Annotated in this window: 13 protein-coding genes; 5 read left to right on the forward strand and 8 right to left on the reverse strand. The window is 41.7% G+C overall.

Annotation, left to right across the window (positions count from 1 at the left end; translation table 11 throughout):
- Positions 1-708: 708 nt before the first annotated feature.
- The 7 genes from V7K49_RS20590 to V7K49_RS20620 form a co-directional block, all read right to left on the reverse strand.
- Positions 709-855 carry a hypothetical protein gene (locus V7K49_RS20590; protein WP_335207172.1) on the reverse strand — a complete coding sequence of 49 codons (147 nt, stop codon included), beginning with the start codon at positions 853-855 and terminating at the stop codon, positions 709-711.
- Positions 852-2,936 carry a glycoside hydrolase family 10 protein gene (locus V7K49_RS20595; RefSeq protein ID WP_335207173.1) on the reverse strand — a complete coding sequence of 695 codons (2,085 nt, stop codon included), beginning with the start codon at positions 2,934-2,936 and terminating at the stop codon, positions 852-854. The genes V7K49_RS20590 and V7K49_RS20595 overlap by 4 nt, the downstream gene beginning before the upstream one ends.
- Positions 2,937-3,344: 408 nt before the next feature.
- Positions 3,345-3,917 carry an HdeD family acid-resistance protein gene (locus V7K49_RS20600; protein WP_335207174.1) on the reverse strand — a complete coding sequence of 191 codons (573 nt, stop codon included), beginning with the start codon at positions 3,915-3,917 and terminating at the stop codon, positions 3,345-3,347.
- 419 nt (positions 3,918-4,336) lie between these two features.
- Positions 4,337-4,888, reverse strand: a complete 552-nt coding sequence (locus tag V7K49_RS20605; protein ID WP_335207175.1) for an alpha/beta hydrolase — start codon at positions 4,886-4,888, stop codon at positions 4,337-4,339.
- 161 nt (positions 4,889-5,049) lie between these two features.
- Complete coding sequence (locus V7K49_RS20610; protein ID WP_335207176.1) at positions 5,050-5,268, reverse strand: bromodomain-containing protein; 219 nt, start codon at positions 5,266-5,268, stop codon at positions 5,050-5,052.
- Between the two features lie 800 nt (positions 5,269-6,068).
- Entirely contained in the window at positions 6,069-7,883 is a 1,815-nt protein-coding gene (locus V7K49_RS20615; RefSeq protein ID WP_335207177.1) for a caspase, EACC1-associated type, read from the reverse strand.
- On the reverse strand, positions 7,876-8,271 hold the full coding sequence (locus V7K49_RS20620) for a hypothetical protein (protein ID WP_334869662.1): 396 nt from the start codon (positions 8,269-8,271) through the stop codon (positions 7,876-7,878). Before V7K49_RS20620 ends, V7K49_RS20615 begins: the two co-directional genes overlap by 8 nt.
- 256 nt (positions 8,272-8,527) lie before the next feature.
- Between V7K49_RS20620 and V7K49_RS20625 the strand changes: the two genes are divergently transcribed.
- The 5 genes from V7K49_RS20625 (at position 8,528) to V7K49_RS20645 (ending at position 11,527) form a co-directional block, all read left to right on the forward strand.
- On the forward strand, positions 8,528-8,905 hold the full coding sequence (locus tag V7K49_RS20625) for a hypothetical protein (RefSeq protein WP_335207179.1): 378 nt from the start codon (positions 8,528-8,530) through the stop codon (positions 8,903-8,905).
- Positions 8,906-9,439: 534 nt separating this feature from the next.
- Positions 9,440-9,883 carry a pyridoxamine 5'-phosphate oxidase family protein gene (locus V7K49_RS20630; protein WP_335207180.1) on the forward strand — a complete coding sequence of 148 codons (444 nt, stop codon included), beginning with the start codon at positions 9,440-9,442 and terminating at the stop codon, positions 9,881-9,883.
- Between the two features lie 168 nt (positions 9,884-10,051).
- Entirely contained in the window at positions 10,052-10,189 is a 138-nt protein-coding gene (locus tag V7K49_RS20635) for a hypothetical protein (protein WP_335207181.1), read from the forward strand.
- Between the two features lie 65 nt (positions 10,190-10,254).
- The gene (locus tag V7K49_RS20640; RefSeq protein WP_335207182.1) at positions 10,255-10,824 is read left to right on the forward strand and encodes a DUF4142 domain-containing protein; all 570 of its coding nucleotides are present in this window, start codon (positions 10,255-10,257) and stop codon (positions 10,822-10,824) included.
- A gap of 169 nt (positions 10,825-10,993) precedes the next feature.
- Positions 10,994-11,527 (forward strand): hypothetical protein, encoded by a 534-nt coding sequence (locus V7K49_RS20645; protein ID WP_334869674.1) that lies wholly within the window; start codon positions 10,994-10,996, stop codon positions 11,525-11,527.
- Between the two features lie 99 nt (positions 11,528-11,626).
- On the opposite strand, the gene V7K49_RS20650 is transcribed toward V7K49_RS20645, so the two are convergent.
- Positions 11,627-12,187, reverse strand: a complete 561-nt coding sequence (locus V7K49_RS20650) for a GNAT family N-acetyltransferase (RefSeq protein WP_335207183.1) — start codon at positions 12,185-12,187, stop codon at positions 11,627-11,629.
- Positions 12,188-12,437 lie beyond the last annotated feature (250 nt).

The following is a 12,437-nucleotide window of genomic DNA, read 5'->3' on the forward strand; positions in this document are numbered from 1 at the left end:
GATTCGCAAGCAACTTGACCAGTTTGATTGTCTACGTGATGCGATGGAGTATGTCTTGCACTTAGCGTCCTAACCACGCTGGCGGTTGCTATATCTGTTGCTTATAGAACCCATTTGGGATCTTTTCTAAACATATAAGGGTTACTAGGCTGTTTTAAACAACCTAGTAACCAGGGGGTGGGAAATCATAGAGCAATTGCTGCAAAAGTATGAAATCCGGCTTTGCACAAGACTTGCAGACGGAAAAATAGATCCCAAATGGTTTCTATAAGGGGGGATTACAAGATTTCTTATTTTCCGCCTTTATAAGGGAGGATTACAAGATTTCTTATTTCCCCCCTTTATAAGGGGGGATTAAGGGGGGTAATTCGACTTGTGTATACACGATAGCTTTGGTAAGGGGGGACGGCTCAGACATTGAGATCAAAAGTGCGATGCCTGCTCTGGGCTACGCCATCGCCTGATATTGTAGGTTGGGTTGAACTTCGTGTTATCCAACAAAATCAAGGATTCTTGGTGTTGGGTTTCGTTCCTCAACCCAACCTACTCTTAGATTTATAAAAACTAATGACAACAAAGGTTTCTGATTTTTATCTCGTGAGAGTTATAGAAGAGCGCTAAAAGGCTGACTATCCAATCGACCTTAACTGGCTCAGGTTGATTACTTTGCACTAATATTTAAAGATGCTATGTCTTCTCTGCCAGATGCTACGCGTAGCTCGTTTCCCGTTGGCGCAGCCTCTCGTAGAGAAGGGTACGACGGGTTACGCCAACGCAGACATACCACACAACAGCATAATAGCGATCGCGTTGCCCACCGCAGGCATCGCACTCATAGACAGCACTTTTGTTCAACTCACTGTAATAACTATTCCCACACTCTCATTCGCCAATCTATCCACCGCACACACGGCATAGGTTCCCGCTAGTTGGACAGTAGCAAAGGTTGTGCCAGCAGACAAAATTCGCCCAATTGTCCAAGTATCGCCAGTTTGCCGATAAAGTGTCCAGGAACGAACTGGTTGATTATCACCAGGCTGCCAACTCAGTTTGCGGTTAGTAACTTGTAATCCAATCGGTGGAGGGGGTGGTGTTGTATTCTGCCAAGACAAAGTTGGAGGTAGCGCAGGTTTGTTATAAAGCAGACTTTGGAATTTATCAGCAATGCCCTGACTATTTTCCGTCAAAACAGCGAGATTAAAGAAGATATTCCCCAGTGACAACTGTCCAGCTTGGCTACGGCTAATTTTCACCTGCTTTTCAATCTCATCACTCTCCCGACTCTTGTTGCTTGGTTCTGTCAAATTATTACCAGCGTAAACGTGTCTTTGCTTTGTATTTACCTGTGTCCACCACTTTAGCAACGCTGAATAACTTTGTTGTGGTTGGTCTGTGCGCCAATAAAGTTGAGGCGCAATATAATCAATCCAGCCTTCTTCTAACCATTTCTTCGAGTCAGCATACAGCACGTTGTAAGCATCCAACCCAGTAATCCCAGCGGGTTGTCCGGGGCGATAAATCCCAAAGGGACTAATACCAAATTTAACATCGGGTTTGGTTGCTTTAATTCCCTGCCAGAGGCGTTGTACCATTTTGTTAACGTTGTCCCGTCGCCAGTCGCCAAGGCTGAATGTACCACCTGCTGCTTTATATGCAGCGTAGGTTTTGTTATCAGGGAAAGACTGTCCCTCAATGGGATATGGATAGAAATAATCATCTAAGTGAATGCCATCAACATCGTAGCGCTTCACTACGTCGATAATTACGTTGTAAGCTCTGTCCTGAACTACTTTCAGTCCTGGGTCCATCCAGCGTTGAGTTTTCCACAAATAAACGCTTTCTGGATTGGTAACTGCTATGTGAGGACGAACTGTTTTGGCTGGGTCGGTGGAAGTGCTAGCGCGGTAGGGGTTAAACCAAGCATGAAGTTCAATATTGCGTTTATGACATTCTGCGATCGCAAACGCTAAAGGATCATAAAATGGTTCTGGTGCTTGACCCTGAGTTCCTGTAATCCAAGCACTCCAAGGCTCTAATTTAGATTCATATAAGGCGTCTCCCTCTGGTCGCACCTGAAAGATGAGGGCATTGAAGTTTAGCGCTTGTAATTTACTAATAATCTCGCTGAGTTCAGCTTTTTGTTGGGCAACAGAAAGTCCGGCTTTGGAAGGCCAATCACCATTCCACACAGATACTACCCACGCCCCCCGGAATTCTCGACTATGATTTATCCTAACGCTACCGACAGGTGTGGGTGTGGGTATTGGTATTGGCGTTGGCGTTGGTGTTGGCGTTGGCGTTGGCGTTGGTATTGGTATCGGTATTGGCGGCTTCACAAGATAATTAGAGGGAATTTTTTCTACCTCACCTAAATACACCAAAGCTTGATAAATAATCACTGCCACATCTGCACGGGTGGCTGCGAGATTAGGATTGAGTAATTTCACATTTGGGAAACTAACCACCAATCCAGCGCTGGTGGCAATAGCTATGTGATTTCTACCATACCCAGGAATCTGAACAGAATCTTGATAAATTTCTGGGAGTGCTGAGAGGAGGTCAGGTTTTAGCTTGCTGGCAATTTCTAAGCCTACTACCAAGGAAACTAAGACTTCTACTCTAGTAATTCGGTTAGCGGAACGGAAACTTTTATCAGCAAACCCGCTAAGAAATGCTTTTTCGTAAGCTGCTTGAATGGCGGCTGCTGCCCAATAATTAGTAGGTACATCAACAAAGGGGATATACTGCCGCTTCTTGGTAACTGTGGGAAATGCCTTAGCGATGATGGCGGCAAATTCAGCACGAGTGAGTGAGTTATCGGGGCGATATGTGCCATTAGGCGACCCACTGACAATACCACGTTGGGCTAAGGCTGTAATAAATAAGCGTGCCCAATGGTTTTGAATATCCGAGAAGGGAGTAGTAATAGATACCATTGTTGATTGCAGCTAGCTGGTCTGGATTTTGATTTCCTTAGTTAATCTAGCAATATTCAGAGCGATCGCTGCTGCAATGTCTGATAAACTTTGACTATTAAAGATTGGGCATGGGGCACTGGTAATTGCTATTCCCTATTCCCCATTCCCCATCTACTAACTACAGTTTTGCGTAAAACAGTAACGTTTTTAATGCACGGGAACGCATTAACATTGTATCGGCACGCATTAATAATGCAGCCGACGCATTAACATTGTATCGAGATACATTGGCATTGTATCGGGACGCATTGGCATCGTGTTAGGGTGCATTAACAATGCGGCCGACGTATTGGCATTGTATCGGGCTGCATTAACATTGCAACGGATTGCCAAATTTAATTCGCTACGAATTAATCAAATGCTGTACTAAGTGGCTTTTGCAGTTTGGTCAGGAGGATTCAAGTTAGAACGAGCATTCAACGATAGCATCACGCGTGAAATGCCAGTGAAAATAATGCTGACACCAACTAGTGTCCCAAGAAGCCAGGGTGCATTGAAGGGCCACTGGAACCAAATCATTGCGCCTAAGACCAGCGTAATAATGCCATCACCTAGTACCCACGTCCAGTTCTCTTGCGGACGTAACCGGAATGCCAGAATTAACTCGAATGTGCCTTCAGTCAGCAAAAATGTGCCAAGCAACAGAGTCAGTGTCAGAACACCCGTATAAGGATAGACAAACAGCATTATGCCGGTTGCAATATAGAGTCCGCTCAATAGAAGTTTCCAAATAAAACCTCCTCTGTGGCGGGTTTGAGTGGCATAAACTAGTTTTGTAAATCCTACGGAAATCAAAATCAGCGCAGTCCAAGTCTCGGCGAATATGGTCGAGAGACTAGGCACTGCGATCGCAATAACTCCGAAAATACTCAGGAGAACACCAGTTATCAGTGACCCATTAAAATTCTTGTTAATATCTCTAGGAGCATCGGTTGTCATACAAATCTTTTCCCTATTCTTAGACTTAACTCTACATTTAGGTTAGGGAATTTCTAAGTAACAGGGTATGAACCCTAAGATAGACTCATCAGTATTAACTTAATCCTGATCATGACTAAACTTTACGACTATTGAGGCCCCAAACCAGTGATATGATCACAATTAACTATAGCAATCCTAAATCATTCGTAAAAAGTTAGATCCCCGACTTCTATGAGAAGTCGGGGGTCTGGACACCGCGAAATAAATCTAAGTCTCATAGGTGCGTTATAGCGTTAGGCTAACGCACCGCAATAGGATCATAAAAACGGTGCGTTAGCCAAGGGCATAACACACCCTACGACTATTGCACCATGTCACGCCACTACGTTTGTTTGAAAAATCAAATATGAGTCCTATATATTTTCTCTAAGTAGCCCTCATAAGAGTTTTGTAAGATTGCTTAGGCGTTCATAAACAGCGATTAGGCGATCTCCTTCAAGTTCAACAGAAGTATTTGGATAATTCTGAATCGCTCCAAGCAGTGTAACTTCACCATTTTGTTTAATAGATGTACTCAAAGCACTTCGCAGCGCTTGCTGATCTAGTTGTCCTGTGGGAGGGTGAACTACCTCACCAATTTGGTCAACTAAAATTGGCCCTGCCCAGCCAGATAGTAAGCTATTTAAAAAGGCAGGATCGGCTTTTATTGGGGCTTTCAGTGCTTTACGAGCTACTGCGGGGTCTTGTTTGGCCGCGTCTAAATAAGCTCTTAACGTCGGGGTAGTCTTGCCAGTTTCTGTAAACTCACTTAATTCTTGAACAGATATTTGCCCTTGAAAAGTACCATACTTTAAAACAACTTGCTCGGCAGCATTAGCATTAGTACTTAAGAGTAGAACAATAGCACCTACGCCTAAAGCTACAGTCTGAGTCAGTAACTTAGTGAATTTCCTATTGTTTAATCGATTGAAAAGGTGATAAATCTGCATCTTGTCAAATTTTATAATAGTGCGGAGCGTACATAGGCAGAAAATGCCCAAGCGTTATATTATTTCACGAAATTCCTGCTAAGGATAGATGCTTAGAGGCATATATTTGTATGCCGCGACAGTCAATTTATTTGTTGCAAAGATTTTTGAAAATGGTGTTATTATAAAAAATTTTCATCAGGCGAAGCTGCACGAGGTAATATTGACTGCTCCTGATCTAAAGTTGGTGCAGGTATGCCCAAATGCTTCCTTGCAGATTCTTCAGCTAGCTTTCGGTCTTGCTCGTTCTCGAACTGACTCTTATCTAACAAATGAGGGTTTTTTACCGCTTGATCTCGGCTTGGCTGAGATCCATTTTTCCACCTATACTTCCAGTCCATAATTTAAAAGGCAGATATACTGCGATTTGATTTCCTAGTTCTTCATAGTAGGTGCTTAATGGAACATTACACTCCTGCTAGAGGTATGAAGAGGCTCACTCTGAGGGTACAAATTTAGCGATCGCAAATATAATAACTATGGTCGAATCACACTCAGAAAAGCTCTAAGCTATGCATAATAAGCACTACAGCTTCTAAAGCTATTGAACAGTGGAGCCATGAATACCTGCGTAGGCACAGCCTGTCGTAGGCATCTAACTTTTCTCGTTAAGTCGTGAAACAACGAAATAGTAAGGGTTTTATACTATATTTTATTCTCAACAATTTAATTTTAATGACAATAAATGACAAGAAAATAGGGTTTTAGGATAGGAGTACAGTAAGCGATCGCTCTGTCAAAGAGATAACGGGAAAAGTCAGGTCGTAGGCATAGCTTTGCTGTACCCTACAAACATATCCTTATGAATGGGGCGATGATGTCCGGTTTGTCCAAAAATTTTTTTAGGTAGAAAAACTTATTGCTCTTCCATAATCTTTCTGCGGATTGTAATTCCGGGGCGAGGCATAGTTGATGGCAATCTTGATATTCAATCAAATAATACTGTCTTTGGCAACTTGGGATAATAATTTTTATTTTACCATCTTCCATTTAACTGTAACATTACCATCATTGTCTTCATAAGAATTCTTAGTATTAATATCATTAATATAAAAATAGATTGTTTCATTTGGATTTAGTTTTAAAATTTGGCTTGGCTCAACATATTGACAAAATAATTTTATCTTAACCATTAATGCACCTATTTTTTTATTTGGTCTTTTGCTTTAACATCAAAGCTGCCAGCTATAGATTCTGTATTTTGTAATAACTCTGGTATTTTTGGTATGAAAGAGATTATTATAACTACAGCAAACACAGCAAAAATACTCCCGCCAACAAATAGGCGCAATTTGTTAGGCAAGCCCACAGGAATTGCTTGAGAACCTTCACCTTTTGCCTGGGTCGGGGGTTGATTTACATCTCTTTGTCGAATAACTTTTTCTTCAATTCGTGCTACTTCTTCATCTCTGAGTTCCAAAACCTGCTGATATCGCTTTAATTCTTTACGAATCTCCTCACCAAACGGGTATCCATGCTGAATTTCTTGAGTTAACACTTGCTCATACTGCTGCAATTTTTGCTGGTACGCTTGAATCTCAGCAGTAATTCGCTCTGTTCTTGGGGCAATATCTTCATCTTTCAAACCTAAGATTTGCTGCTGTTGTCGTAGCTCATTTCGCTTTGCTTCCCTCAGAGGATATTCTTGCTGCGTTGCTGTGGTAAATGCTTGTTCATACTGTTGTAACTTTTGCCGATATGCCTCTATTTCAGCACTAACAAGGCTTTCAAGGAAAGCTATATCTTTATTAGTGAGTTGCCATTCCTGCTGCATCTGCTGCAACCGCTGGCGAGTAGCTTGACTGACAGGATGCTCTTGTCGCATTGCCTCAGATAATGCCTGCTCATACTCTCGTAGATGCTGCTTGTAGGCTGCAATTCGTGCAGTCACCCGCGCCTCAATTTGCATTGTATCTTCATTCCTCAGCCCCAATATTTGCTGAAGATTCTGTCTTAGTGAATTAAGATCATCTGCGCTGACGGCTATTTTCTGCTGGAGTGCCTCAGTGAAGTCTCTTTCATATCGCTGTAATTTTCCTTTAAATTCCTGACGGGAACTTGCCAACATTTCATCTTCAATTGTAGTTGCTTCTACTTCGGATAGTCCCAAACGATTTCTCAGTGCATCTAAAATCTTGCGGCCTACAAAAGGAATTTCTCCACGGTTATTGTATCGCGCTACCTCTTTGCGATATTTCTGCTTGGGATCACCTTGAGGAACTTTTGTCAGTCGAATTGTATAACCTTCTTTGCCAGGATGAATCTCCGGCTTCATCGTTGCCTGTATTTCTCTGACTTTCCCGCCAGCATACTCATGCAACTCACCAATTGATACAAACCCATCATCATCTAGGTCTGCTGCACCTGTTGTTATTCCCTCTATTAAATAACGGGTGTAAATTGAGAGGTCTGACCCTTCCTGCTCAAAAGAATATTCAGTTGAACTGGATGATGTGAGAACAGCCCGCCCCTCACCTCCTAATTGTTCACGGATATTTACAGTGCCGTCATCCTTGGCTGATAAACCTTCAGCAAAAGCGCCACTAAAGCAACTGTCGAGAATCACCACTTGTCGCTTAGAACGGCTGCGGCTCATACTTTCGTGTATAAAACTAGCTGGTACTGCGGATGAGCGAATTAAATCACCTCTGGTAGTTTTGCGTGTGGTGCGCGTTGCTAAATAAAGTCTGCCAGTATCATCCTTAATGCCATGACCAGAGAAAAACAAAAGCAGCAAATCATCTTTCTGACGATTTGCAAACAGATTTTCAATCGCTTCCTCCATATCTTGACGGAGGGGATTTTTTAGCACCATAATATCTGTTTTAGCAAAGCCGCCCATTTCTAGGTGTGACAGCACTTGCTGCAATGCTTCAACATCTTTGACAGCAGCCGGTAGCGGGTTTAACCCAAGCTCATATTCACTCACCCCAATTAGCAATGCTACTTTAGCCATTTGAAATACTCTGCCCTGCTACGAATTTCTGTGCTGCCTCAATTGCCGCTTCTAACTCTTGCCGACTGCTGGCTTTTACTTTCAGTTTCTTGCCATTGGACTCAATTTCTAGTTCAATGGTTTTATTACCAAGGCGATCGCCTAAAAATCCCATCAGTGCTTTAATATTCTTGGCATTCACCTGCGCTGTTAGCCAACCCACAGCCAGCCCTGTTAGTGACTTGCTCCCTGCTGGTGCTTCTGCTTCACGGAAAAGACTAGCGTCTTCTACTTCATCCAGTTCCAGCATCTGTTGCAATAGTCTCTGCGTTTGGGCTTGCAGTTCATCGTCATCTAAATCAGGCTCTTGGAGGGCGATGGTAATCTGGACGTTGGATGTACTCGCCATTCTCAACCTCTAAATGTAGTTAATGGTTAAATGATCACGAGTATCTTATACAAGCTAGCAATTAACAATTCCGGTCTGGATTATCATAAGTACAAATTTTGCCAAAATGCATAGCGTGCTATGAATAGGAAGCGTACCGCAAAGTACAAATAGATACCATTATTGATCGCAGCTAGCTAAACGTGATTTTTATTTACTTTGTTAATTTAGCAATATCCAGAGCGATCGCTGCTGGGTGTCATATAAAATTTCACAGTTGCAGAATTTATTTGATTTTATATTTTTATTCAAAAATCCATATGATAAATATTATTTTGAGTTATCTGAGCGTCGGCTTTGTACCCTTCCCTATGGGACGCTAGGGGCGAATGGAATCTTGCTATGTGCAGCTATGATTTTTAATCGTCAGGTATATTTGCTGATTACTTTATCAAAAAGCCTAATTGCTTTATCAAAATGCCTGTTTACTTTCTCAAAATACTTAAATGCTTTCTCAAAAGGCTTAAATGCTTTCTCAAAATGCCATTTGACTTACTCATTTTGGTGTTTTCCGCAAGCAAAATGGTATTTGACTTTCTCAAACCCCAGTTTACTTACTCATTTTGGTGTTTTCCGCAAGCAAAATGGCATTTGACTTTCTCAAGCCCCAGTTTACTTACTCATTTTGGTGTTTTCCGCAAGCAAAATGGCATTTGACTTTCTCAAAATGCTTGAATGCTTTCTCAGTACATAAGTCGGCGAGAATAAATCAAACTACAAGATTTAAGCTAAAACCCCTTTAAAACATCATTTCCAGCCAGAGTCTGGAAATGCTCCTGATTGGGCTGCTGCCGTGAGTCAGGAAAGCGGTAGCCCCAAAATAGGAGATTTATCGCCCTAAAGTTACAGAGGCAGTTTGAATTTAGTGCAAAATTTATAAAATTTCTGTCTAAAGAAATAAGCACAAAACTCACCTTGTCTAAAAGTTCTATATGCTCACAACAGTCCCTCTCAAACAATATCTCTATAGATATAACTAAAAAAGCTAATTTTAGGACAATTCCATCTCTAGGCTCACGCAATTTAAACTAAAAACGTTAATACTAAAAAATAACTTTACGATTCTTAAACCTGGTTGTAATCAAAAATTACAGCCGAAAAAAAGTAAATAGAGAAAAAAATACAAACAATGGCAACTTCTACAGACCGCGATCAACAAATTCAAAAGCTGCGTGAACTAATCAAAGATATTGATTATGGTATGTTTACCACAGTCGATGATGATGGAAGTTTGCATAGTTACCCCATGTCAAAGAGCGGTGAGATTAAGTCTGATAGCATCCTCTGGTTTTTTACCTATTCTGGTTCCCATAAGGTGACTGAGATTGAACAACATGAGCAGGTCAATATTAGTTTCTCATCACCTGAACAGCAGCGATACGTTTCTATCTCAGGTACATCACAACTCGTGAAAGACCGCAACAAGATGCGAGAACTATGGAAGCCGGAACTTCAAACCTGGTTTCCTAAAGGACTGGATGAACCCGATATTGCTTTACTTCAGGTGGATATTAACCAGGTGAGTTATTGGGAAATTGCATCTAGTTTTAAGCCACAAACAATTAGTTTTTGACACTATCACGCCTTTAACTAATTACTAATTTGTAATTCGTAATTAATAATTAAATTATTAATTACGAATTATTTATAGAAATGTATTTGTTGGACGAAATTGGCAAAAACTAAGTGTTTTTAATTACAAAAAATTAATGGCAGGTCAATCGCCCGTGGCTTTCAACCGATGCAGGCATTGCGCGATCGTTGCGCCCAATATGCTGCCGATGGGCATTTTGAACTCTTCAAAAGTTCTAAGCAGTTTGATGCTGATGAAGGCAGAATCAAACATGGCTTTCCACCCCAAAGCCAAATGCAGACATAAGACTGGGAAATAGAATTTATGCCTTATAAACAGATTGCAGCTTTACCAAGGAATAAATTTCAGTTATGAGCAAACAAAAAATAATTATGGCTGCGCTTGTAGCCATTGGCGCATTTACCGCTGCATCTGGACAAAATATAACCACTGCTCAGTCAAATCAAACTCCAACTAGAGCAACTCAGAATGCTGTCAGTTCTACAGATAGACAATTTGTTACCCAAGCTGCTAGGGGCGGTATGGCAGAAGTACAGCTTGGGCAGTTGGCTTCGCAACGGGCGCTAAAGAATGAGGTGAAACAGTTTGGACAGGGTATGGTTCAAGATCATACTCAGGCAAACAATGAACTTAAAGAATTAGCTGCCCAGAAAAGTATCACTCTTCCAAAAAGCATCGGGCGTGAGAATAGGAAAGTGAAGGCTAATCTCTCAAAGCTTTCTGGCGCGACCTTTGACCAAGCATACATGAACCAGATGGTTAAGGATCATGTTAAAACTGTATCCTTATTCCAGCGGGAGGCAGATCAAGGACAGGATCAGGACTTGAAGGCTTGGGCAAATAAAACTTTGCCGACTCTGGAGGAGCATTTGCAACACGCTCGCGCCCTTACAGCTCAATCTACTAGAAGTGCCAAGTGATCAAATAATGCGATCGCTCAATTTTACCTAACCACTACCGGGATAGAGCAATTGTAGGAGAACCAATTGCTATAAATATAAATTTTCATCGCTCTCGGATTAGTATGTAGATGCCAGTAAGGTGTCTACATATTGTTTACTTCATCTTAAATATTTTCCGCGAGGTCTTATGAATTATCTTGTTGCAGTTTTACCAGATCGAATACAAGCAGAAGCCGCCAACTCTGCTCTAGAAAAAGCGGGCTTGCCAACTTCACAAGTGAATATTTTAGGCGATGGTTATCTAAGTGCTGATGAATTTGGACTAATTAATCCCGACAAGCAAGCCCGCAAACAATCAACTCGGCTCTTATGGTGGCTTGTACCCTTTGGATTTTTTGCAGGCTATGCCTTCAACTATCTCACAAAGATTGAAATATTTCCCCAGGTTGCTCGATTTGGCAATGAATTTCTTGCTGGGATCTTAGGAGCTATAGCTGGTGCCTTGGGCGCTGCTTTAATCGGTGGAGGAGTCGGCTCAACAGTTGGCAGTGGCGATGCTTTACCCTATCGTAACCGTCTGAATGCTGGCAAATACCTAATTGTAGTTACTGGGAACGAGGATTTAACCCGCGAAGCTACGCGCGTACTGCGTCAATTTGAACCAGAAAATATTCAAGGCTATACAGACTATTCACAAAAGAGCAAACTTGTGGGAAATTAGGGACTTCCAGTTAAAAAAACATCCCATCGTAGGGGATCTTGGCCAAGATCCCCTACAAATGTACAAATAATTTTGGATAATTTATTTTTTGTCAGTCCCTTAAGTCAAAATTTGGAAGTTATAAATGTGCGAATGTGCGATCGCTATTCTGTCATTGCAAGCGGAGCGTGGCAATCCCAAACCACAAGCGAATTGCGACTTTACCAGATGCACTCGCGTTGATTCCATTTCAGTTGATAAAGGCAAAAAGCCAATTCCTCGATAAACTGCTTGGGCTGCTTGGTTATTATCACCTGTAAACAGGATGGCACGTTTTACTAAGAGCGATCGCGCATATAACAATGAACCTGCTACTACACTTTTGGCATAGCCTTTACCGCGCAGGGCTGGCGGTGTCCACACTCCACCAATTTGCACAATATCAGGTGGGCTGGCATTAAAGGCTGAGTAAGATACGGTAGTATCTTTTGCTATTAAAACCCAATGCATAGCCGTAGTTTGACGTGCTTCAATTACGAGACGGCAAGCTGGACGTAAACTGGAAGTATCTGTTTGTCCTAAAGTTTCCACATTATAAGCAGCACACCATTCGGTGAGTAATTCCAACTCCTCTGCATGTATCAGTGTGTTGCAAGAGAAATGCTTCCAACGATACTTCATCTCCAGGTTGCAGGGTTGTCAAAGTAGGCACAAAAAGCTCCTGAGTGTCTAACTCAGTTTACCGAATAAGCGATTCTGGGAATAATAGGAATGCCACCTGTGAAATTGATATACCTAGAATAACCGCAGCGATATCTGGTGACAAACAGCTTTGCGTCTACACAAAAAGTACCCTTGAGAGTACTATTCACGTTCAATCTTATATTCCATGCTAAAGAGGGAATAATGGATACAAGCAGCAACTAAGCAC

The sequence above is a fragment of the Nostoc sp. genome (assembly GCF_036919675.1).
GTDB lineage: Bacteria > Cyanobacteriota > Cyanobacteriia > Cyanobacteriales > Nostocaceae > Nostoc.

Excerpts from the sequence above, each read along its gene's own strand:
- V7K49_RS20595 (WP_335207173.1), bottom strand. The coding sequence starts at position 2,936 with ATGGTATCTATTACTACTCCCTTCTCGGATATTCAAAACCATTGGGCA.
- V7K49_RS20600 (WP_335207174.1), bottom strand. The coding sequence starts at position 3,917 with ATGACAACCGATGCTCCTAGAGATATTAACAAGAATTTTAATGGGTCA.
- V7K49_RS20605 (WP_335207175.1), bottom strand. The coding sequence starts at position 4,888 with ATGCAGATTTATCACCTTTTCAATCGATTAAACAATAGGAAATTCACT.
- V7K49_RS20610 (WP_335207176.1), bottom strand. The coding sequence starts at position 5,268 with ATGGACTGGAAGTATAGGTGGAAAAATGGATCTCAGCCAAGCCGAGAT.
- V7K49_RS20615 (WP_335207177.1), bottom strand. The coding sequence starts at position 7,883 with ATGGCTAAAGTAGCATTGCTAATTGGGGTGAGTGAATATGAGCTTGGG.
- V7K49_RS20620 (WP_334869662.1), bottom strand. The coding sequence starts at position 8,271 with ATGGCGAGTACATCCAACGTCCAGATTACCATCGCCCTCCAAGAGCCT.
- V7K49_RS20630 (WP_335207180.1), top strand. The coding sequence starts at position 9,440 with ATGGCAACTTCTACAGACCGCGATCAACAAATTCAAAAGCTGCGTGAA.
- V7K49_RS20635 (WP_335207181.1), top strand. The coding sequence starts at position 10,052 with ATGCAGGCATTGCGCGATCGTTGCGCCCAATATGCTGCCGATGGGCAT.
- V7K49_RS20640 (WP_335207182.1), top strand. The coding sequence starts at position 10,255 with ATGAGCAAACAAAAAATAATTATGGCTGCGCTTGTAGCCATTGGCGCA.
- V7K49_RS20645 (WP_334869674.1), top strand. The coding sequence starts at position 10,994 with ATGAATTATCTTGTTGCAGTTTTACCAGATCGAATACAAGCAGAAGCC.
- V7K49_RS20650 (WP_335207183.1), bottom strand. The coding sequence starts at position 12,187 with ATGAAGTATCGTTGGAAGCATTTCTCTTGCAACACACTGATACATGCA.